Origin of the sequence: Pseudomonas fluorescens group sp. (assembly GCF_020093335.1) — a bacterium.
GTDB lineage: Bacteria > Pseudomonadota > Gammaproteobacteria > Pseudomonadales > Pseudomonadaceae > Aquipseudomonas > Aquipseudomonas petroselini.
The window spans coordinates 216,608-238,672 of sequence record NZ_JAIOKW010000007.1; the positions used below are offsets into that span (position 1 = coordinate 216,608).

Sequence of the window (22,065 nt, forward strand, 5' to 3'; positions counted from 1 at the left end):
CTGAGATGAAATCCCTTTTTTGGTGCGAGTAAGCGCGTTTATTTATATCCAATGCACCATTTAAATTCACAAAGGCGACATTTTGCGCTTTTCAGGTGCGATTCGAGTTGCTAAGGTCCGGCTCAATCTCATTTAAAAACAATCAATCTGCCGAGACTTTTCATGATCGAATCCGTGGAATCTTTCCTTGCCCGCCTCAAGAAACGCGACCCTGACCAGCCAGAATTCCACCAGGCCGTAGAAGAAGTCCTACGTAGTCTGTGGCCTTTTCTTGAAGCCAACCCCCACTACCTGACCTCGGGCATCCTGGAGCGCCTCTGCGAGCCGGAACGCGCGATCACCTTTCGGGTGTCTTGGGTGGATGATCACGGCAAGGTCCAGGTCAATCGCGGTTTCCGTATCCAGATGAACAGCGCCATTGGTCCGTACAAAGGCGGCCTGCGCTTCCACCCATCGGTGAACCTGGGCGTGTTGAAGTTCCTCGCCTTCGAGCAAACCTTCAAGAATTCCCTGACCTCACTGCCGATGGGCGGCGGCAAAGGCGGCTCCGACTTCGACCCCAAGGGCAAGAGCGACGCCGAAGTCATGCGCTTTTGCCAGGCGTTCATGAGCGAGCTGTACCGGCATATCGGCGCAGATGTGGACGTACCGGCCGGCGATATCGGTGTGGGCGCGCGCGAGATCGGCTTTTTGTTCGGCCAGTACAAACGCTTGAGCAACCAGTTCACCTCCGTACTGACCGGCAAGGGCATGACCTACGGCGGCAGCCTGATTCGGCCCGAAGCCACGGGTTTCGGCTGCGTGTACTTCGCCGAAGAAATGCTCAAGCGCAATGGCCAGCGGGTGGAAGGCAAGCGCGTGGCGGTATCCGGCTCCGGCAACGTCGCGCAGTACGCGGCGCGTAAGGTCATGGACCTGGGTGGCAAAGTGATCTCCCTCTCCGACTCCGAAGGCACCCTGTACGCCGAAAGCGGTTTGACCGAGGAGCAATGGTCAGCCCTGCTGGCGTTGAAAAACGTCCAGCGTGGTCGCATCAGCGAATTGGCCGCGCGTTATGGCCTGGAATTCCGCGCCGGTAAAACCCCGTGGGAATTGGCCTGTGATATCGCGCTGCCTTGCGCCACCCAGAACGAACTCGACGCCGAAGCCGCCCGCACCCTGCTGCGCAACGGTTGCGTCTGCGTGGCCGAAGGCGCCAACATGCCGACTACGTTGGAGGCTGTGGATATCTTTATCGACGCGGGCATTCTGTTCGCGCCCGGCAAAGCATCCAACGCCGGCGGCGTGGCCGTGAGTGGCCTGGAAATGTCGCAGAACGCCATGCGCCTGCTATGGACCGCGGGTGAAGTGGACAGCAAGCTGCACAACATCATGCAATCGATCCACCATGCCTGCGTGCACTACGGTGAGGAAAACGGCCGGGTCAACTACGTCAAAGGCGCGAACATCGCGGGCTTTGTGAAAGTCGCCGACGCGATGTTGGCCCAAGGCATCGTCTAAACCTCGGGCTCGATGCGCAGCACTTCGATCAACTGATCGCCGACGGGGCGCTTCCACAGCACCTCGTCGCCCACCTGAGCGCCCAGCAATGCGCGGCCCAGGGGTGAGCCCCAGTTGATCAAGCCGGCGTTGGCATCGGCCTGGTCTTCGCCAACCAACTGGATGCGCTGCTGCTCGTCCTGTTCGTTGGCGAAGGTCACCCAACTGCCGATCTGCACCTTGTCGGTGGAGGTGGCCGGTGCCACGACCTGGGCGCTTTGCAGCCGCTGGTTGAAGTAACGCAAATCCCGTTCAAGGTCAGCCTGGCGCTGTTTATCGCCCTTGGCGGATTCGATGCTGTATGCGTGCTGCAACTGCGCAACCTTGGCCTGCAACTGCGCCAGCCCTTGCGCGGTGAGGCGGTTGGGCTGCTCACTGACCTGGCGCTCCACCGGCTGGTCGGCCTGGGCGGCGGCGTTGTCTTCGTTTACAAAAGCTCGGCTCATGACGTTCTCCCTCTATGGAGCTTGGGCCATGGTCGCCGCGCTTTAGTTTCGATGGATGTCTGAAAACGACCTATTGCGAGCGATAGGCCCGGGCTGCGTCGCGGTCTTTCTCGTGCTGCCAGGCGCGGTCGCGGTCGTCCCAGTGATTGTCTTTGTAGTCACGCAGCTCTTCATTCTCACGCATGGCTTTGCACTGGCGAAAACCATCTTCCCAGCCTTCGGCGTATTCGCGGTTTTTGAGATAACGCGGCACGTTCTTGCGAAACTCCCCGCTGATGACGCCAGCCGCCTGGCGACCACTGCTGCAGCCATCGTCAAAACCATCAGCAAAGGCCGGTGGGTAACCTTTGGCCAGTAAATCCTGATGGGTCGATTGGCAACCCGACAGCCCCACCCACACACACAGCAATACCGCAGACCGCCACATGGCGTACTCCCTGGCCGTTTCACGGCTGATAGGGAGAGTCTAGAAGGGGATTTGTCGAGGAGGTGTGAAAGGCGCGTGAGAAAGGTGTTGTGAGCGTGCCGCACAGTGCTTTCAGCTCAACACCAAACCAAATGTGGGAGGGGGCTTGCTCCCGATAGCGGTATGTCAGTCACTGGATACTTAACTGACACACCGCCATCGGGAGCAAGCCCCCTCCCACATTGGATCTTCGCCGGGTCTTACCGATCAGTAGTGATACCACTTCACTTCAAGCATCACTTCATTCACCGGCGTTGATAAATGGCTGTACTCGCGCTGTGCACTCAGGCGCAGGCCCAGGTTGCGGGACAATTCCCACTGCTGGTTCAGGCTGATGCTGCGCCGCACTTCGCCGTTGGTGAAGAAGTCCCCTTTGGCTTCCAGGCTCAGGTTGCCCAGCGGATTCTTCCACAGCACACCGGTGTTGAACCCGGCCGCCGGGGAGATGGCTTCGTTGAAGTCGTTGTTGTGTTCCACGCGTACGGTGCCAAGGGCGAAGCCGAGCATGTCGTCGCGCAGTTGCCAGGTGCCGCCGGCGCCGCCGTTGACGTGGGCGACCAGGGTTTCGTCGTCGTGCTTGCCCGGTACTCGCTCCAGGCCGCCGGTGACTTGCCATGACCACGGCTGCAACAGGGCGTTGCGCGGGGTCAGGGAGCGGATGGTGGCCAGGTCCAGTTGCTGCAGTTGCCAGTGGTTGCCTTCGTACTGGCGCAGTTCCATTTGCAGGATTTCGATCTGCGCGCCCAGCGGGAAGCCTTCGGCGTTGTCGTTGAGGTCATGGTAGGCCATGCGCAGGCCGTATTCGCCAAAGGCTTTGTCGCCACGGGTGCCGATGCCGGCTTGCCAGGTGCGCGATTCGTGACCGTTTTCCGGCAGGCCTGGGGGCGTGATCTTCAGGTCAGGCGCGGGGTTCTGGTTGATGGCGCGCAGCAGTTCGAAGCTGCGTTGGGAGCGTTCGGTGTCGCGTTCCAAGCCATTCGCGCGGTAGCGGCCGAGGCGGTAGGCGGCGTCGATGATCAGGGCCTGGCGTTCGCGGGGCAGGGCTTTGAACGCCGGCTCCTGCAGTTGCTTCTGGTCGTCGCTGACCTTCAATACCCATTGTTGCTCGTCGCTGTCCAACGGCTTGGCGCGTTCCAGCAACTCGCGTTCACGGGAGGGGCGATAGTCGATTTTCTCGACCAGGCCGGCGTCCTTCACGGCTTTTACCGTGTCGGTGGGGATGGCGGTCAGCGGGAATTGTTCGGTCAGGCGCAGGCCGGGGCGGGCCACTTGCAGCAGTTCCAGCAGGCGATAGGAGCAGTTTTCGTCGAAGAAGAAGTAGTCGAACTGGATCTGCTTGAGTTCCCACACGTGTTCGACCATGCGTTCGGTCTCGACCTGGGTGAGGTTGAGGCGGTATTCCCACAGGTCGCGGTTTTCGAGGCTGCGGTATTCCGACAACTTCTCCTGATAAGGCACCAGCGCGAACAGGCCGGGATAACCGCCCATCAGGCCTTTCCAGGCGTAGAGGATGCTGTTGTCGGAGCCTTCGATGTAGGCGCCGAAGTTGATCGCGTAGCTGAGCAAGGCGGTGTTGTTGCTTTGCACGTCGGCCTGGTCGATGCGCAGCAGGGTATGGCCGAACATCGACGACGGGCTGTTGAGGTAGGCCGCCGGGAAGATCATCACCGCGCTGTGGGGCGCAACGTCCTTGAACCACTGCTTGAATTCTTTGCAGTCGACAGCGGGCAGGTCGGCCAGGTGCAACTGGTCCTTGAGCCAGCGGGTGCGCGCGGGGTAAACGCATTGGGCGTGTTTTTCACCCAGGCTGGCCGGGGCGTAGAGGGCGTCGACCGTGGCCTTGAGTTCGGCGTCCGGGTGGTGGGCGCCGTCAGCGGCGAGGAAAAACTTTTTGTCGCTGACATAGCTGCGCCAGCCACTGATTTTTCCGGCTTCGTAGTGGCCCAAAGACAACCAGAAAGGGTCGTTGGCCAGTTGCTGCAAACGTTGATCATCGAGGTGCGGGGCCGCATGCAGCGGGGCGCAGGCGAAGAGAGCCAGGCAAGCGAGGCGTTTGAGCATGGGGGCTACTTAAGTCGGAATAAAAAAAAGACCCAAGGGGGACAGGTCGAAAAAATAAAACCCGCGCCTCGAAAGACGCGGGCGGATCGAGCTTAAGCCTGGGTAGCGTATTTCGCCAGACGGGCATCGCTTTTCAGTACAGCAATGGTGTTGTTGTGCACGTCGTCAGCGGTCACGTCAGCCTTGCTGAAGATCTGCTGGAAGTGCTCGTGGGTCACGGCAGCAAAGTGCTCGCGATCTTCAGGCGCAACGCCCAGTACCACAGCGTAGGTGGTCAGCGCTTCGCCGTTACCCTTGGCCATGTCTTCGGACAGCTCGTTCATCATGCCATTCATGGCAATCCACGATTTGCCGCCGTAAGTCAGGGCGCTGTTGGTGCTGCAACCGTTGGTGCCCGAGGTCATGCCGAAGGTGGCGTTACCCGAAGTACCGTTGGTGGTGGAAGCCAGGAAGTGAGCTGGAGTACCGCGCTGGCCTTCGAACAACATGTTGCCCCAACCGCAGTTCGGGCCACCTGGTGCTTCTGCCATTGCATTGAGGGAGACGACGGTGAAGAGAGTACCGAGAAGGATCCGTTTCATAGCTTTGTTCTCTATTGTGTGCAAACCAATGGACAAGGGTTCAGGCACTTCATAGCGCCCTAGGGATCGGTTATTAGTCCAACCCGCGCAGTTTGGAGTTTAGGCACGTTCCAAGGGTTCCGTGTGTTTTTATAAAACAATTCGCGATGTCGTGTTTTTTTTGCAGGACGCATCCCGCGTCTACGGCTTTCCCTCAAGCGCGCCTTGCCAGAGCGCGTAAGCGGGAGCCAGAATGCCGTCATCTGCCCCGCCTGATGTAAGGAAGCCCGATGCCTGATCCTGTTGCTGCCAGCTTGCGTCTAGCGCCCGAAGCGCTGACTCGCCCTTTCTCCGCTGAACAGTTCAGCTTCTCGACCACCAATGATTTGGAGCCCTTTCGCGGTGTGCTTGGCCAGGAACGTGCGGTTGAAGCCTTGCAGTTCGGTGTGGCCATGCCACGCCCTGGTTACAACGTGTTTGTCATGGGCGAGCCGGGTACCGGCCGCTTTTCGTTCGTCAAACGCTACCTGAAGGCCGAAGGCAAGCGCCTGCAGACCCCGGCGGACTGGGTCTATGTGAACAATTTCGATGAGCCTCGCGAACCGCGTGCCCTGGAATTACCGGGCGGCGGCGCAGCGGCGTTCATCAGCGATATCAACGGCCTGGTCGACAACCTGGTGGCCACTTTCCCGGCGGTCTTCGAGCACCCGACGTATCAACAACGCAAAAGCGCCATCGACCGTGCGTTCAACCAGCGCTACGACAAGGCGCTGGACGTGATCGAACGCCTGGCCCTGGAAAAGGACGTGGCGCTGTACCGTGACAGCACCAACATCGCGTTCACGCCGATGCTCGACGGCAAGGCGCTGGACGAGGCCGAGTTCTCGCAGTTGCCGGAAGCCGACCGTGAGCGTTTCCACACGGATATTTCCGAGCTGGAAGAGCGCCTCAACGAAGAACTGGCCAGCCTGCCGCAGTGGAAGCGTGAGTCCAACAACCAACTGCGCCAGTTCAACGAAGAAACCATCACCCTGGCCCTGCAGCCATTGCTCGCACCGCTGTCGGAAAAGTACGCGGAAAATGCGGCTGTCTGCGGTTACCTGCAAGCCATGCAGGTGTACCTGCTCAAGACCGTGGTCGAGCAACTGGTTGACGACGCCAAGACCGACGCCCAGGCGCGCAAGCTGCTTGAAGAACAGTACTGCCCGAGCCTGGTGGTCGGCCATCCGGTCAACGGTGGCGCACCGGTGGTGTTTGAACCGCACCCGACCTACGACAACCTGTTCGGCCGTATCGAGTACAGCACCGACCAGGGCGCGCTCTACACCACTTATCGTCAGTTGCGCCCAGGTGCGCTGCACCGTGCCAACGGCGGTTTCCTGATTCTTGAAGCCGAAAAAATGCTCAGTGAGCCGTTTGTCTGGGACGCCCTCAAGCGCTCCCTGCAGTCGCGCAAGCTGAAGATGGAATCGCCATTGGGCGAGCTGGGCCGCCTGGCCACCGTGACCCTCAACCCGCAGATGATCCCGTTGCAGGTCAAGGTCATCATCATCGGCTCCCGCCAGCTGTACTACGCGTTGCAGGACGCCGACCCAGACTTCCAGGAGATGTTCCGGGTGCTGGTGGACTTCGACGAAGACATCCCGATGGTCGACGAAAGCCTGGAGCAGTTCGCCCAGTTGCTCAAAACCCGCACCTCGGAAGAAGGCATGGCGCCGCTGACCTCGGATGCGGTGGCACGGCTGGCCACTTACAGCGCACGCTTGGCGGAACACCAGGGGCGCTTGTCGGCGCGCATTGGGGACTTGTTCCAGCTGGTCAGCGAGGCGGATTTCATTCGCCACCTGGCGGGTGACGAGATGACCGACGCCGGCCATATCGAGCGCGCACTCAAGGCCAAGGCCACGCGCACTGGGCGAGTCTCGGCGCGGATTCTCGACGACATGCTCGCCGGGGTCATCCTGATCGACACCGCCGGTGCGGCGGTGGGCAAGTGCAACGGGCTGACGGTGCTGGAAGTCGGTGACTCGGCCTTTGGCGTGCCGGCGCGGATTTCCGCCACGGTGTACCCCGGCGGCAGCGGTATTGTCGACATCGAGCGTGAGGTCAACCTCGGCCAGCCGATTCACTCCAAGGGCGTGATGATCCTCACCGGCTATCTGGGCAGCCGTTATGCGCAGGAATTCCCGCTGGCGATCTCCGCGAGCATCGCGCTGGAGCAGTCCTACGGCTACGTGGACGGCGACAGTGCGTCCCTCGGCGAGGCGTGCACCTTGATTTCGGCCTTGTCGAAAACCCCGCTCAAGCAGTGCTTTGCCATCACCGGTTCCATCAATCAGTTTGGTGAAGTGCAGGCGGTGGGCGGGGTCAACGAGAAGATCGAAGGCTTCTTCCGCCTGTGTGAAGCGCGCGGTTTGACCGGGGAGCAGGGCGCGATCATTCCCCAGGCCAACGTCGCCACGCTGATGCTCGATGAGAAGGTGCTGCAGGCCGTGCGTGCCGGGCAGTTCCATATCTATGCGGTGCGCCAGGCGGATGAGGCATTGAGCCTGCTGGTGGGCGAGGATGCCGGTGAGCCGGATGCAGAAGGTCAGTTCCCGGAAGGCACGGTCAATGCGCGCGTGGTAGAGCGTCTGCGGGCAATTGCCGAGATGATCAGCGAAGAGGACTTGAAAGAAGCGGAGAAAGAGTTGGCACAACAGGCGCTGGCGGAAGCCAAGCCGACTTGACCTGTGTAGTGAGCGGGCTTGCCCCGCGCTGGGCTGCAAAGCAGCCCTAATAGGACCGCTGCTCAGTGTCCGACAGGTTGCGTGGTTTGGGTTCGGGGCTGCTGCGCAGCCCAGCGCGGGGCAAGCCCGCTCACTACGGAGGGTGTCTTAGCCAAAAAATTGACTGGGGTCTGTAGAGCTAACGCCCGTTGGTCTCTACAACCTTGGTTTGTCGTGGTTTTCTTCTATTCTGAGCTCAAGGGATATCCACAGGAGTCGCTGGATAGAAACAGCCTCGCCCCAGGCGCAGGTTGAACACCGATCTACCGAGGGCCGCCGCCATGTCGCGCAACCTCTGCCTCACCCGCCAGTGCTTTGGCCTGGTCACCCGTATTGAATGTTCCATTCGCCCTCTTGCGGGGGATAACGGGATGTGGACCTTGTTGTTTGCCGCCGGAATGACCGGTGAACAGCCGTCCACCATCAAGTCCCAAGGCCCGTTTCCAGGGCCTTTCGTGGCGGAAAATATTCTCGAATCCATCGTGGACAGCCTGACCCTGCACGGCTATGAGCTGGCGGGCGATCCGCAGATCTGGTGCCTGCACATGCAGGCCCATCTGCGCCAACTCAACGGTGGGCATGACCAACTGGCCCTGTAGGCGCCGGTTACTTGCTCTCGGGCTTGTCCAGTTTGACTTCGAAGCCGTATTGCACGGTGCTCAGGTCGGTGCGCTGGTAACTTTCCAGGGTCGTCGGCTGGCCGTAGAAGTAATGCACGTCAAACATCGCCGTACCGTACTCCTCGGCGCGGTGGCTCACACCGAGGATTTCCTTGAGGTAGTTGCCGCTGGCGTCCTTGGCGTAGAAGCGCCAGCTGTCGGCAGGGAATTCCTTTTGGTCGACGACCAGCGCGTTGTCCTTGAGCGACAGTCCTTTAGGCAACTTGGCCACGTCTATCTCGGCTTTCTCGATGGTCGCCAGGAACAGCGGAATCGAACCCACCACATACGCCGGGTTTTCTGGAAACAGGTTGAGATCGTAGGTGAGGGTGCCGCGCGCCGGGTTCAGTTCGAAGGCCTCGGTCGGTAATTCGATCGGCTCGCCGCGTTCGCCTTTTTCGTCGGCGGTGAAGAAGGTCACCGGTGATTCGCTGCTGTTGCGCTCGCTGCCCACCAGGTCGTCATTGAAGGTGAACGGGTGGTCAAACACGATGTGCGCCGCGCTGGCGTCTTCGGCCGACTGGCTGATGGTGACGCTGTTTTTCAGCTGCTCTTCGGTCATGCTCGCGTCTTTGAGCCAACTGGCGGCGCCGTCGTCATACACGGTGACCGGCATCGGCAAGGCCTGTACGGTTTGTTGCAGGCTGTTCTTGTCGAAACGCAGCACCGGCAGGTCGAGGTCCTTGCGGGTGCGGGTAGCGGTGGAGAAATCCAGTACGTTGACCTGCAGGTTGTCGATCACACCATTGAAATACACCTTGGCGTAATGGCTGCTCTGCTTGTGTTCGAAGGCTTTTTGTTCATCGGTAAGCTGTTTTTCGAATGCCTCCGACCAGGCCTTCTGCTTTTGCATCTCGGCCAGTTGTTTCTCGTAGAACGCCACCTGCGCGCTGCTTTCATTGATCGAGCCCGAGCGCGTGAGGAATTGCCCGGTGCTGTCCCGTGCCTGTACCAGCAGCGGGTTGGGCGATTCATCGCCGACTTCCGGCGCCAACGCTTGGCTGTTGGTCAGCTCGATCTCGGCGTAATTTTTCTCCAGGAGCAGCAGCTTGAGGGTGATATTGCCTTCGGTACGCGTGTGGCCCACGTCCTTTTTCGACAGGTCAAACGTCAACACCTTGCCCGGCGCGATCACTTCGACCGTGCCCTTTAGGTTGACGGGTTGGGGCTGGCTCTTGTTTTCCGTCTCGATGCCGTCGATGAACGGGTAGGTCACCGTCAGGTCATCCGGGTTGGTCAAGTTGGAGCTGCTGGGGCTCAGTTGGATGCCGGGATCGGTTTCCGACCATTCCGGCTGGAAGGGGATGACCTTGTTGTTGCTCAAGGTGACCGACTGCCATTCCAGGCCATGGGGGAAGGGGAACTGGTCAGACGTATTGAACGTGAACGGGAAGACCGGTTGCAAGTCCGTCAAATAGTCGGAATGGGAGGTCTTGCGCAGCACGAACAGGCCATTGATGTAGGTGTCCACCAGCGCCTGGGGCGTGGGGTAGTGCTTGAGCAGCGCCAAGCTGTCTTCGCCGTATTCGGCTTCGATGGGCTTGGTGGCGAGCTTGGCCTGAGCCCGTTCCAGTAACAGCAAGGAACCGCCCAGATCGGCGATGGCGTCGCGCAGCTTGGGGTCCTGGATGCTGTCGAGGGACTGTTCGAACTTGGCGGTTTTCTCTTCGAGGGTCGCCTGCTTCTGCTCGTCGCTGGGGGAGCAGCCGCCGGCCAGCAGCAATGCCGCGCACAGGCCGATACTGGCCAAAGGGGATCGCACATCCATCATCTGAGTTTTTCCTGTCCGACGTCATCGAGCCGATTTATTGGGCTCGACACTAGCAGAAAAATTCCCTTACAGATGCCGCCCACGTCAGTTTTCTCGTGGTGACAGGTGTCTTGTGGCGGCTGGTATACTCGCCGCCATTTCTAGCCAAGCTGTGTGAGATCCAATGGAACGCTTTATCGAAAATGCTATGTACGCCTCGCGCTGGCTACTGGCGCCGATCTATTTCGGCTTGTCCCTGGGGTTGTTGGCGCTGGCGCTGAAATTCTTCCAGGAAGTGATTCACCTGCTGCCGAGCGTGTTCTCGATGGCCGAGTCCGAGTTGATCCTGGTGCTGCTGTCGTTGATCGACATGGCCCTGGTCGGTGGCTTGCTGGTGATGGTGATGATCTCCGGCTACGAGAACTTCGTCTCGCAGTTGGATATCGATGACAACAAAGAGAAACTCAACTGGCTGGGCACCATGGACTCTTCGTCGCTGAAGATGAAAGTGGCGGCGTCCATCGTGGCGATTTCGTCCATCCACTTGCTGCGCATCTTCATGGACGCCAAGAACGTCGATCCGCAGCACTTGATGTGGTACGTGATTATTCACATGACCTTCGTGGTCTCGGCGTTTGCCATGGGTTACCTGGACAAAGTCACCAAGCACTGATGCCCTGCGCCGGCCTTACTCCTCCACGAAGTAGTAAGGCTGGCGATTGATCGACATCTGCTTGATCACCTTGACCGGGGTGGTCAGGTCATCGGTATGGTCCAGCAATGCAACGTTGCCGGGCTTGGCACTGAGGTAGTTGTGCAACTGCGCCTCGGTTTGCAGGATCGGCAAATAGGCCTGCAGGTAAAACACGCTGGCCCCGGCGATGCGCTCGTTAGGCCGGAACAACACCACCTCCCTGCCTTCGTCTTTCAATGCCTGCACCTGGCTGATCACCGGTATAAACGAGTGGTGCGCGTCGGCTTTGGGCGCGAACCAGAAGGCCGCAATCAGGTAGCAACCGACGGCCAGGGTGAACACGCCGCCCACCAGGGTTCTGTGATGGGTGTGCAGTGCGGGTTTGTGAGTTTTCAGCCAGTCCAGCAATACCCGTGCGTATTCCGCAGCCAGTACGGCGGCGGCCGGAGTGAGTGCCATCAGGTACACGGTGCGCTTGCTCGATGCCAGGGTCAGCAGGGTGAACTGCGCCACCAGCCAGACACTGAAGAACAGGTGGTAGCGGTTGCGCATCAGGCTTTTACGGAAATGCCACAGGCCCAGGTAGACCAGGATGTTCCAGGGCAGGAACGCTTCGGGCAGCTTGGCGATGTAGTAGTAGAACGGCTCGTAATGTCCGGCCTCGACAAACGAGCCGCTGAACCGGCCGACGCTGTTGGTCAACACCACTTCGGCCACGGCCTGCAGCCCGCCGCGTTGGAACAGGAAACCCAACCAAATCACCAGCGGCACCAACGCCAATAAGGTAAACAGCGCAGGCTTGAGCCAATCGCCAATGCGCAGGCGCTTGTCCATCAGGCTGGTGATGGCCAGGTACACAAAAATCACAATGCCCGGCATCGCCAGGCCCAGCACGCCTTTGCTGAGCGTGGCGATCACCATCCCTGCAGTAAACAGTGCCCATGCGCCCGCGCTGGAGCCTTCACGATCGGGCCGCACGGCCTGGTAGAACGCCAGCAACGCGGTGGTCACGCCGAGGGTAAGCAGCGAGTCTTCACCCACGCCGCGCACATTGCCCCAGTAGCTGGCCATAGTCGCCAGGATCAAGGCCGCACTGAACGCCAGCGTCTGCGGTCGACCGAACCTGCGCAGCATGCCATACAGCAGCATCACGCTGAACAACCCGGCAAATGCCGACGCCAGGCGCACGGCCCAGGTGGTGCCGCCGAACAGGCGAATCGCCCCGGCATCGATCCACAGGCTCAGGGGCGGTTTTTCCAGGAAGGGCTCACGGAATAACTGAGGAACAACCCAGTTATTGTCCAGGTGCATGGCCATGGCGATGCCGGCCACGCGGGCTTCGGTGGAGCCTTGCAGCTCATGGTTACCGAGGGCAAAGAAGAACAACAGACCAGCCAACAGGAGCAGGAGGGGAGCGGTACGCGTCATGGGGTGTGGCTACCGAAGCAGGGGGGCGCTCGGGGGAACGGCCCGCAATCAGTGAGTATAGGGAGGCGATTCTTAATATTTGATGAACAAACAACAGATTGAAGGCGCTGGGCCAGGGGGATCACCCCCTGGCTTCGCTGGAGGCGCTAAGAGGCTTTGACTTTAAAGCGGCTCAGCCCTTGCTGCATGGCGTTGGCCCGTTCCGACAGGTTCCGCGCGGCCACTGCGCATTGCTGGGAGTTGGTCTGATTTTGCTGAGTGACTTCATCAATTTGCTCCAGCCCGATACTGGCCTGTTGCAAGCCGGAGGCCTGTTCACTGGAGGCTTGGTAGATCAATGAGACCAGACTGGAAACCGTGCTGGTGCCGGTCACGATGTTTCTCAATGAATCGGCCGTGCGCCCGGCGATAACCATGCCACGCTGCGTTTTGGTCGAAGAGTCCGCAATCAGCGCCGCTGTTTGCTGGGCTGCTTCGGCGCTACGGGCGGCGAGGCTCCTGACCTCATCGGCTACCACTGCAAAACCTCGGCCCAACTCCCCGGCGCGTGCAGCCTCGATTGCAGCGTTCAAGGCCAGCAGGTTGGTTTGGGCGGCGATGTTGTCGATGGTAGTGATGATGGCGGTAATGTCTTTACCCGAGTTGTCGATCTCCGCCATGGCGGCTATCAATTCACTCATCAGCTTGTCACTTTCACCTGCGTCGGCTCGCGAGGCTTGGGATTGCTCGTCGGCTTTTTTGGCGTTGGCAGCGTTGTCGGTGGTTTGCGCCGCCATTTGGGTCATGACAGCACTGATTTCGGTGATGGACGATGCCGAGTTGGATGCGCCGTCGGACAACGACTGGCTCAATTCGGTGACCTGTGCGGAGCTGCCGGTGATCTGCGTTGCACTGGCCTGCACTTGGGAAATCAACGCGTTCAAGTTGCCGACCATTTTTTCCAGCGATTTCCCCAACGTGTCGTTGGGGGAGGATAGGCGTACTTCCAGGTCCAGGTCTCCCTCGGAAATGCGCTCGGCTACACGGACCTGGCGCTGCAGGCTTTCCGACATATCGTTCAAGGCGAAGGACAATTGGCCGACTTCATCTTCGGATTTTTGCACCAGGCGATGAGAGAAATCGCCCAGGCTGATGTTGGCGGCCAAGGCGGCGGCTTCACGTATCGGGCCGACGATTTTTGCGGTGGCAAACCAAAGAGCAAGCAATGCCGCTACCGAGATGAGTACGCCGACCGAAACCTGCCATACGCTGCTCTTGAAGCCGCGAGATTGCAATTCCTTCTCCAGGGCAAGGGCCTGGCTCATGACCACGGCCTTGGGCAAGTGGATCAGTATGGCCCAGGGTTTGTCGGTGCGGCCCAAGGGGATGGGCATCTGCACCTCGATTTCCTGGGACTCTTGATTGAGTCGGCTATCGCCCTGGCCTTTCTGCACATTGGCCAGCACCTTATCCCAGGTGTTGGGCAGCAACCCCTTCAGTGGCTGGCCGATCAGTTCCGGCCGTTTGCTGTCGGCCACCACCAGCCCTTGATGGCTCACAATCGACACGGAGCCTTTACCGCCGTACAGGTCGGCAGACATTTGCTCGCTGAGCTTCTGTATAAACGAAATGTCGAAATCAGCGCCGACGACGCCGTAGAAAGTGCCATTGGCAGTGATTGGAACCGACAGCGTGGTGAGCCACACGTTTTTGCCTTGCACCACGTAGGGAATGGGGTCCAGCACGCTTTCCTTCTGGGTATCCCGAGGGCCGGAGTACCAGCCGCCCTTCAATACACCGTTGGGGTGGCGTGTGTCGGAGTCATACTCGACCAGCGGTTGTACCGCGATGTGGCCATCTGCGCTGCGCGTCCAATAGGGGGTGAAGCGGCCGGTCAATGGGTTGTTGCCGCCTTCATTGTTACGAAAGGCTTGATCCTGGCCGTCCAGTGCATCCGGCTCCCAGCATGAATACGTGCCGTTGAAGTCCGGGTTGTCTTTGAGCACGCTGAGCAACATCGCATTGATATGATCACGGCCTAATGTCAGCGAACTGTGTGCATTTTTGCTGGCGCCCAGTGTGTTGGCCAAGGTACGAGCCGAATCCAGGGCCGTCTGCAGTTTGGCCTGTATGGCGTTGGCGCGGGACTCCGCCAGGTTTTGCATTTCGCGGATGGTGGCGCTTTCAATCAATGTTGAAACTTCGGTGCCCACATAGGCTTGATTGGCATTTGAAGAGTACAGCCCATACAACACCAGACTCGCACATGAGATAAACAGGCAGAGTCCGGCGGTGAAGCAAATTCGAGTCTGCAATGAGTTGAATTTCATGGTATTTCCCGCCCACGCTAATAGTTGTCGACATAATCGGATGTCGACATTCCAATATATTTTTCACGCAAGGCTTAGTGCTTGATCATGTGCTGCTTAGGCATCGGAATGCTGTACAGCTGTAGAGTGCTTAACTCTGTGTATGCGTATCTTCATCGCGCCATAAACGCTCGGTATTTTTAAAGCCATAACGCTGTGACGGCACGCGCGCAATAATTTTATCGGTCTGGGTGGGGTCGCTCAAATCGATTGTTTTGGGTGTGATGTAGATGTTTAGAACCGGCAAGAAGAATAATTTGATCTTGGGCGTCAACAGGGAGTGGGCATGTTGCTCAATGACGACACCAATTGTGCCGCTTTTTAGTTGAACGATGGACCCGACAGGGTAAATACCCACAGCCTTTAAAAACGCCCGAAACACCTCATCATCAAAATGCCCTTCCCACGTCGACATTTGCTGGATGGCAACGGCGGGATCCCAGCCTTGATTGTAAGAACGGTCCGACGTGACGGCGTCATAGACATCACACACAGCGGCCATCCGAGCGAAAAGGCTGATCTGTTCGCCTGCCAACCGATCCGGGTAACCAGTGCCGTCGAACCGCTCGTGGTGATGCAGGCATACATCCACGACCATTTCGCACACCTGCGATGTGCCCAGCAGGGTTTTCTCACCTTCCAGCGGATGGGTACGCATCAGTTGCAATTCGTCATCGCTCAGCCGACCTGGCTTGTTCAGCACGGCACCGGGTATGGCCATCTTGCCGATGTCGTGCAGCAGGCCGGCCAGCCCGACCCTGCGCACCATTGCGGCGGGTAGGGCAAGTTGATTGGCCAGTGCAATCATCAGTGCGCACACGGCGACCGAATGCATGTAGGTGTAGTCGTCGAGGCTTTTCAGGCGTGCCAGGCTGATAAACGCATTGGGATGGCGTGCGATCGAACTTGAAATATCGTCGACCAGTGTACTGATGTGTTCAAGCTCCAGGGCTCGGCCCATGCGAGCGTGGCTGAACATCTCGACCACGGCGGTCTTGGCTCGGGCGCAGATGGCCTGTGCAGTGACCAGCTCCTCTTGCATGGAGGTCGAGGTTGTCGGGGGGGCGGTGACGTCCTGCGGTGGGGTCGTATCAGGCAAGGGGACCGAGTGGGTAGGCTGTACGCCGCAGCCCAGGGCGCATTGGATAGCCGACTGCGCGTTACGCGCGCGGTCCCGCCAGAAAGGTCTTGCCTCGCTGTCTGGCGCCAGATGGTAGAACTCATTACATTTCAACATGATATTACCTCTGTTGATTTGTTCTTATACGTTTCTTGCGAGCCTCCTTGGCTTGGGTGTTGTCGGGCTAACGCTTCAGTTCGGATGTGCAGCCTTGATGCGCGTAACAACGCGCCCGGCAAGGTCGTCGGGGCGAAACTTGGCCAGGAAGTCATCGGCGCCCACTTTCTTGACCATGGCTTGGTTGAACCCGCCGGAGAGCGAGGTGTGCAGCACAATGTGCAGCTTGGCCATGCGCGGGTCGTTACGGATTTCGGCGGTCAGGGTATAGCCGTCCATCTCTGGCATTTCGATGTCGGAGATCATCATTAGAAACTCCTCCTCCGGCTTGCGCCCCTCGTCGAGCATGGATTGCAGGTAATCAAGCGCTTGTCGACCGTCATTTAAGGCAACCACCTCGACACCCACGGTTTCCAAGCAGCGTGTCACCTGTTTACGCGCGACGAGGGAGTCATCCACGGTCAGGACACGCAAGTGCCTGGCCCGCAGGGTGACGTCGTGATCCACCACGCCGCTGGATATTTCCTCGGACGAGGGCGATATTTCAGTCAGTACTTTTTCAACGTCAATAATCTCGACCAAACGATCATCCGCGCGGGTCACGGCCGTCAGGTAATTGTGTTCACCACTGCCCTTGGGCGGTGGATGAATGTCTTCCCAGTTCAAATTGACGATGTGCTCAACCGCATAGACGAGGAAACCTTGAACGCGGTTGTTGTACTCCGTAAGTATAATAAAAGCATTTTCCTGGTCTTGTACGCCTGGCAGTCCAGTGGCCATGGCGAGGTCTAGAATAGGAATGCAGGCGCCTCGAATATTGGCAACGCCACAGATATTGTTATTAGACTTTGGTAGTAGAGATAACTTTGGGCAACGTATAACTTCTCGAACTTTAAAAACGTTGATCCCGTACAGCTGGAGGTTGTTGAACCTGAAGAGTAGCAGTTCAAGCCGGTTCTGACCGACCAGTTGTGTGCGACTGTTAACGGATGCCATTACACCTGTCATACACACTCCTTTAACTCGGCTGGTAGCGTTGATACCGTAATGACACTATCCTATGTAGGGCTATGTAAAAGATATGTGAAAATAAATAAATCTTAGGTTTATCGTTAAAGCGATATGAGATTAATTGATTGTCTATTCGGATGAGTGTTTGAAATAGTTAGTTGGCTAACTTATTGGTGCTATTGTTGAGAACGATTTAGAACGGCAGTTTCATACTGCGTGTGTTGTCCGTTCAGTACAGGACGCGTCATTTAACTTTGTTAAGCGGCGGCTGTGCAGCGGGCCGCTGCGGACACTCAGCGCGCCCCTCGTGCTGTAGCGGACATCGGCTTGCTGCTGGGCTTTTTGTCCCCAGATGTGCGGGTTTTTTTGCACGGACGTCGACGTACTGGCGGTGTTGGTCGGCGTCGCGCTATGTGCGCACTTGATCATCATCGCCAAGCCATGGCCGTCGAGCGTATTTCGCCTATTTCAATCGGACGCCGCAGTCGACCGTGGCTCGCATTTTTGACAAATCCGTCCACGAGCCGAGGATATGGGCCGCTCGCTGCTTGATCAGCTAAGTGGGTCCCTGCGTGATCACCACCTGGGCATTGATACGGCCAACCTGATCGGCCATTCCCTCGGCGGGTGTCTGGTTATCAGTCGCTCGAAACACCTCGCCGCCGCACGCACTCGCCGTCAATGACCTGTAGCCGATGGCTGCCGCTGTCATCACCTGGAATGCCCGCGCGCTTGGAACTCACAAACCTTGCGAAGCCCAATAAGCGCTGAAGCCCTGCATTTACTGGATTTCAGGCACAAAAAAAAGACGTCCAAGGACGTCTTTTTTCGTTGAAGTGGTGGAGCCGGGGGGATTGAAAATCTATACATAACCTATTGTTTTAAATAACTTTACTGAGCGGTTTATTTTTAAGTGCCCCCATAAGTGCCCCCGTACACGCATTTCCGATGAGCGGCTATTTGAGGAGTTGAACTGGCGTCCTGAATTATCGCTCTGCGACCGGGCGAGGTCAGTCAGCCACCGGCGAGCATTCAATGGAGTTGGTCGTGTACAGCCATAACCTCGGTTATCTGGCTACGAGGGTTTGAGCCCAGCTCACACCGGGCGCTGGGTAGATGTCAGGTCACGTAGTTGGGTTTTTTCAGCGGTAGCGCACCATCGGCTCATCTAGGATGATTTGAGCTGAGGTGCGATATGAGACACTCGATGGTTACCTGTCACAACTGTGGCAAGGCGATGGTTCCGAGAGCGTCATATAGCCGTGGTTTCTGGGGGTATTCGCTTTCTTCCAATCATTGCCCCTTTTGCCTGAGTGAGAACTGGCACGGCGGAAATCCTGGGTTAGGGGCTCGACTGTTCGCTTTGGTTGGCCTGGCTCTTGGTGTTCTGGCCTGCGTTTTGGTAGGAGCGTTTCTGTTCAAAGTGCAGTGGTGGCTAGGCGTCGAAGGGCAGTTGCCTTTACTGACCCTCGGAATCTGCGCCGTGTCGGTTGGCGCGGGATATCGTTTTTATAACTGGTTCGTGGCTTGCTGATAAGCAGTATTTTATCCTGCGTGGTAGGCAACAGACGGCCATAAAGAGACATTCATGTGCGTCGGTATGCCCCTAGCCGAAGCGATCAATTGTTTGACCTATTTGAGCTTTCACCCAACAGCACCTTAAGAACCTAGTTTTGAATATCAAGGGCCAGCCATGCATGCCAGAAATCGGTATGTGTCTGACTGAATACGAAGCTTGCTAGTGGGTTGAACCTCCCACGTCAGGGTCATCACCTCGTTAGCCTTTCCAGACCATCCGCAAGGAATCGCAATGTAATTAGCATCAAACAATTTCTGAGGCCGCAACTGCCCCGTGCTGAATGCCGACTCTTCAGCGCTAATTCCGGCTTTTTCCCAGCGTGCTTTCGCGTATTTATCCGATAGCCTCTTGCGTGTACCTACGAGGACGAAGACGGCCGCTGCTTCAGGACGAGCGTCCTTATAGGCACATAACTTTCTCAAATCATGCTCGACTGCGTCCTCAGTCAACTGATCTTCGGCAAGCAAGGTCTTCAACTCAAAATATCCCCAAGGAGAACCGCCAATTCGATCAATGATCACATCGGGAATGCAGCGGCCAAGTGTTGGATGCTCGAGAGCCTGCTTGTTATTCCTTACCAAGTCAGGGGAGGGTAGGTGAGGTGTGAGCAGTTTGACGATCAATTGCTGTACTGAAGCTTCTGCCTGATGCGCGTCCTTCGAGCCGCCCACAAGGCCGTTTTCAGATATAACGTGGTGCGGGAGCTGGTTGTGCAGGATGTTGATCAGCCGCGGCCCATGATGGATGAGGCGTCTAGGATTCATATTTTAGTAACTGCGTATCAACTTCGAGGAGTGCTGCGTCCACGCCACATTCTCCTGCAGCCGTCTTCTTGGATACGTAGTTCCAGACTGGATGCAGATCGCTGTCGAACGCCACCAATGCAAACGAACCAGCAGGATGCAGTCCGGCTCCAGGTGGGTAGTGCTCAATCCACACCGTACGCCGCACGACCTGGCTAATGAAATCTTCGTGATCAGCTCGAAATCGCCACCAACGCCTAGGAGCAACAAGGTGATCCAATCCGACATCTTCTTGCAACCGCTCGATGGCCGCCACAAGGATTTGCTCCACCGCGTTGGTCACCGACGTACCGTAATATTCGAGAAGCTGACTGCAGAGGACAACCAACCCGCTTGGTCGTACCCAGACCCGTAGGAAGCACGTACCCTCCGAACCAAACCCAGGAAACCTGAAGCGTAGGTACTCTTTGTAGACCGGTTCAGTCTGATTCTTCTTCATGTAGCCTGATTCCATATCTGTCCCGTGCGCGGCTGCGCGCTATCGGCTAGTCGTCAAATTTTGCACATAGCACACTTTACCGAGTTAGAGCACAAGAACCAAAAACAGACGCTGCGGTAGGCGTTTGTGGACGATACTTCCTTCCCATTGCAGCCTGTAGGGGTGGCGAAAATCGGCCAGGAGCCGCCCTTCAGAGATGGCTGCTCACCCTTCGCTACCGGCCGAAATAGACCCGAATCTGACCTAGAGGCGTCTACCAAGCAAAGCTGATCGCAAAGACGTACCTCGGATGGCATTGCGATTAGTCGCATGGCATTATGATATCGGCGAATCTATTTGCTATGAGGTCCCGCTTAAATAATCGGTCCACCATGGGGATTTCCGCCATTTCGGGACGCGATACCAAATCCAAGCTTTCAAGGAATGAGAATGCCATTAAGCGATGAGCAAATTCAGGAATGTCACCAGAGATATCTGCGGGAATATGACAGGTACTCAAAGATGGCAGATTTGGTATATCAAAAATGTATAGAAATCGTACAGAAAAAATTAACTGTGCGTGCAACCGTTCAGCGGCGCGCGAAGAATCCAAAGAGCTTTTTCGACAAATTGCGAAAGGCAGAGCTTCGGAATAGATATAACAGTGTTGATGAGGTTTTTGAGAGGATCAGTGATTTAGCCGGGGTGCGAATCGCAACCTATTTAGAATCAGATCGTCAAAATGTTGTTCAGGAAATAAGGCAGGCCTTTGTCGGAAGAGACGGCGGTGAGCCAGATATTGATGTAAAAGATCGCGCAGAAGTAGGGAGGCATTACCGAGCAACTCACTGCCAAGTATATTTAATTGAAGAAGACTTCGCAGGTACAAACTCTAACCTAGACGGTACTACATGTGAGATTCAAGTCTGTAGCTTGCTCGCACATGTTTTCAATGAAATTGAGCATGATCTTCAATATAAACCGCTAAGCGGTGAGCTGTCTGACGCGGAGAGGGAGTTCATAGACCAGTTAGGGCTGCTGACGAAGGCGGGTGACCTAACGATCAAAAGACTTCTGACCGATACGGATGAGCGTCTTACTCATCGAACTGGCGCATTTGATGACGTCCATGATTTTGTAGCGCGTATGAGAAAGGAGCTAGAAGTCGGAACCGGGTTTTCCGCCAATGCTGGACAGCTATTTGAAGAACTAGAGGCGTTAGGAATTAATTCGCCTGGAGGGATTCATAATGCGATCTGCCCCGGCGGAGAAAATCTTAAGGAAACTGTCCAGACAGAGTTTGATCGCCTTCTCAGATTTGCCGAGGAACAAAATGTGGATATATTAGAGAGGGATAGTTCAGACTTGCTCTTGGCTGGGTTATTGAAAAATAAGGTTGACGAAGTTTTAGCCAGGCATCCTATGGGAAGAGCCAAAGGACGTCCAACGCGACTTGCACAGATAGCTAAGCTTTACAATCAGATGCCGTAAGATTTTCCTATAAACCTCATAAAGCCGATAGAGCATGTAGCCATTGAGCGAATGGGAATACATTTTTTAGGAGTAAGCATGAAATAACGGGGGTATCTATTGTGCATCCTTTGTACGTGATATTTTCCTGCGTCTGCCCTATCGTCATCTGTCGTCTATCTAGTGCACGGCAGATCGATAGTGTCAGCCGGCCAACTCAAATTTTGTTAGATTTCCGACGATAAAATCGTCTGAAATCGAATTTGGGGTGCTCAGCGATCGGTCACCATTTGGCTCTTACAAAGCAGAGAGCCTTGGTCATGAGCAAAGAAGCAAAAACTATAGTCACCCTGCTGGATCAGCAGTACGAGCAGCTGCTTACGGACGCGAGATGCCTGGCCGCAAGCTATATGGATGCGTCCATGAAGATATACAAAAAGACCGAGGTTAAATCTGTCGTGGCTGCCGTTTCAATCAAGCAAACGAGCCCGAATGCGTACTCGATCTACTGGTGCAAACTGGTGCCACTGCAAGTGCAAAAAAACAAGTTCGCGCCCCTGACTATTCCCAAAGGTTGAATCGCCCCGGATTCTCTAGTGGCCTCTATTGGCCCTTGGAACCTGCGCCGTGTCGGTGGCTGCGGGATATCGGTTTTACAATTGGTTTGTAGACTGCTGACAAGAGATTTCTGTCTAGGAATGGTAAGCGTCTGCCAAAGTCACCTTGTATGACTCAGAACGGTATAAGCAGTCCTTCAGAAAGCCGTAGGACGGCTGATAATCCATGGCCTGACCTCATCCGGCGTCATGAAAAGCCTCGTTTATCGCG

Annotated in this window: 17 protein-coding genes and 1 pseudogene; 6 read left to right on the forward strand and 12 right to left on the reverse strand. The window is 56.9% G+C overall.

The window, feature by feature from the left end; all coding sequences use genetic code 11:
- The first annotated feature begins 162 nt into the window (after positions 1-162).
- Complete coding sequence (gene gdhA, locus K7431_RS11065; RefSeq protein WP_015885978.1) at positions 163-1,500, forward strand: NADP-specific glutamate dehydrogenase; 1,338 nt, start codon at positions 163-165, stop codon at positions 1,498-1,500.
- Here gdhA and K7431_RS11070 read toward each other — a convergent pair.
- The 4 genes from K7431_RS11070 to K7431_RS11085 form a co-directional block, all read right to left on the reverse strand.
- Complete coding sequence (locus tag K7431_RS11070) at positions 1,497-1,985, reverse strand: GreA/GreB family elongation factor (RefSeq protein WP_015885977.1); 489 nt, start codon at positions 1,983-1,985, stop codon at positions 1,497-1,499. The two genes, gdhA and K7431_RS11070, sit on opposite strands and share 4 nt — an antisense overlap.
- A gap of 70 nt (positions 1,986-2,055) precedes the next feature.
- The gene (locus tag K7431_RS11075; protein ID WP_015885976.1) at positions 2,056-2,412 is read right to left on the reverse strand and encodes a hypothetical protein; all 357 of its coding nucleotides are present in this window, start codon (positions 2,410-2,412) and stop codon (positions 2,056-2,058) included.
- A gap of 246 nt (positions 2,413-2,658) precedes the next feature.
- Positions 2,659-4,512, reverse strand: coding sequence for an Lnb N-terminal periplasmic domain-containing protein (locus tag K7431_RS11080; RefSeq protein WP_015885975.1), 1,854 nt, complete (start codon positions 4,510-4,512; stop codon positions 2,659-2,661).
- A 92-nt stretch (positions 4,513-4,604) separates the two neighbouring features.
- A complete protein-coding gene (locus K7431_RS11085) occupies positions 4,605-5,093 on the reverse strand; it encodes a DUF3015 domain-containing protein (RefSeq protein WP_015885974.1) in 489 nt (162 codons plus the stop codon).
- A 269-nt stretch (positions 5,094-5,362) separates the two neighbouring features.
- On the opposite strand from K7431_RS11085, the gene K7431_RS11090 reads away from it, so the two are divergent.
- Together K7431_RS11090 and K7431_RS11095 are read left to right on the forward strand one after the other, a co-directional pair.
- Entirely contained in the window at positions 5,363-7,801 is a 2,439-nt protein-coding gene (locus tag K7431_RS11090) for a Lon protease family protein (protein ID WP_015885973.1), read from the forward strand.
- 320 nt (positions 7,802-8,121) lie between these two features.
- Entirely contained in the window at positions 8,122-8,439 is a 318-nt protein-coding gene (locus K7431_RS11095; protein ID WP_015885972.1) for a PA4575 family protein, read from the forward strand.
- Between the two features lie 7 nt (positions 8,440-8,446).
- On the opposite strand, the gene K7431_RS11100 is transcribed toward K7431_RS11095, so the two are convergent.
- A complete protein-coding gene (locus K7431_RS11100) occupies positions 8,447-10,270 on the reverse strand; it encodes a hypothetical protein (protein ID WP_015885971.1) in 1,824 nt (607 codons plus the stop codon).
- Between the two features lie 163 nt (positions 10,271-10,433).
- Here K7431_RS11100 and K7431_RS11105 point away from each other — a divergent pair, with 163 nt between their 5' ends.
- Complete coding sequence (locus tag K7431_RS11105; RefSeq protein WP_010206662.1) at positions 10,434-10,922, forward strand: TIGR00645 family protein; 489 nt, start codon at positions 10,434-10,436, stop codon at positions 10,920-10,922.
- A gap of 15 nt (positions 10,923-10,937) precedes the next feature.
- Here the strand turns inward: K7431_RS11105 and K7431_RS11110 are convergent, their stop codons facing one another.
- The 7 genes and pseudogenes from K7431_RS11110 to K7431_RS11135 all read right to left on the reverse strand — a co-directional run bounded on the left by K7431_RS11110 (position 10,938) and on the right by K7431_RS11135 (position 19,788).
- Positions 10,938-12,371, reverse strand: coding sequence for an ArnT family glycosyltransferase (locus K7431_RS11110; RefSeq protein ID WP_015885970.1), 1,434 nt, complete (start codon positions 12,369-12,371; stop codon positions 10,938-10,940).
- Positions 12,372-12,517: 146 nt separating this feature from the next.
- Positions 12,518-13,423 carry a methyl-accepting chemotaxis protein gene (locus K7431_RS31405; protein ID WP_442081426.1) on the reverse strand — a complete coding sequence of 302 codons (906 nt, stop codon included), beginning with the start codon at positions 13,421-13,423 and terminating at the stop codon, positions 12,518-12,520.
- Positions 13,418-14,680 (reverse strand): annotated as a pseudogene (locus K7431_RS31410) (PDC sensor domain-containing protein); the annotation flags it as partial. The gene K7431_RS31405 and the pseudogene K7431_RS31410, both read right to left, overlap by 6 nt.
- Positions 14,681-14,810: 130 nt before the next feature.
- Positions 14,811-15,956 (reverse strand): HD-GYP domain-containing protein, encoded by a 1,146-nt coding sequence (locus tag K7431_RS11120; protein WP_015885968.1) that lies wholly within the window; start codon positions 15,954-15,956, stop codon positions 14,811-14,813.
- 75 nt (positions 15,957-16,031) lie between these two features.
- The gene (locus tag K7431_RS11125) at positions 16,032-16,964 is read right to left on the reverse strand and encodes a chemotaxis protein CheV (protein WP_015885967.1); all 933 of its coding nucleotides are present in this window, start codon (positions 16,962-16,964) and stop codon (positions 16,032-16,034) included.
- 1,683 nt (positions 16,965-18,647) lie between these two features.
- Positions 18,648-19,310: a hypothetical protein gene (locus K7431_RS11130; protein ID WP_015885966.1), complete on the reverse strand. Its 663-nt coding sequence runs from the start codon at positions 19,308-19,310 to the stop codon at positions 18,648-18,650.
- Positions 19,300-19,788 carry a hypothetical protein gene (locus K7431_RS11135; protein ID WP_043205935.1) on the reverse strand — a complete coding sequence of 163 codons (489 nt, stop codon included), beginning with the start codon at positions 19,786-19,788 and terminating at the stop codon, positions 19,300-19,302. The genes K7431_RS11130 and K7431_RS11135 overlap by 11 nt, the downstream gene beginning before the upstream one ends.
- A gap of 429 nt (positions 19,789-20,217) precedes the next feature.
- Here K7431_RS11135 and K7431_RS11140 point away from each other — a divergent pair, with 429 nt between their 5' ends.
- Both K7431_RS11140 and K7431_RS11145 read left to right on the forward strand, forming a co-directional pair.
- On the forward strand, positions 20,218-21,258 hold the full coding sequence (locus tag K7431_RS11140; protein WP_015885964.1) for a GTP pyrophosphokinase: 1,041 nt from the start codon (positions 20,218-20,220) through the stop codon (positions 21,256-21,258).
- A 299-nt stretch (positions 21,259-21,557) separates the two neighbouring features.
- Positions 21,558-21,815 carry a hypothetical protein gene (locus K7431_RS11145; protein WP_043206334.1) on the forward strand — a complete coding sequence of 86 codons (258 nt, stop codon included), beginning with the start codon at positions 21,558-21,560 and terminating at the stop codon, positions 21,813-21,815.
- Positions 21,816-22,065: the final 250 nt, after the last annotated feature.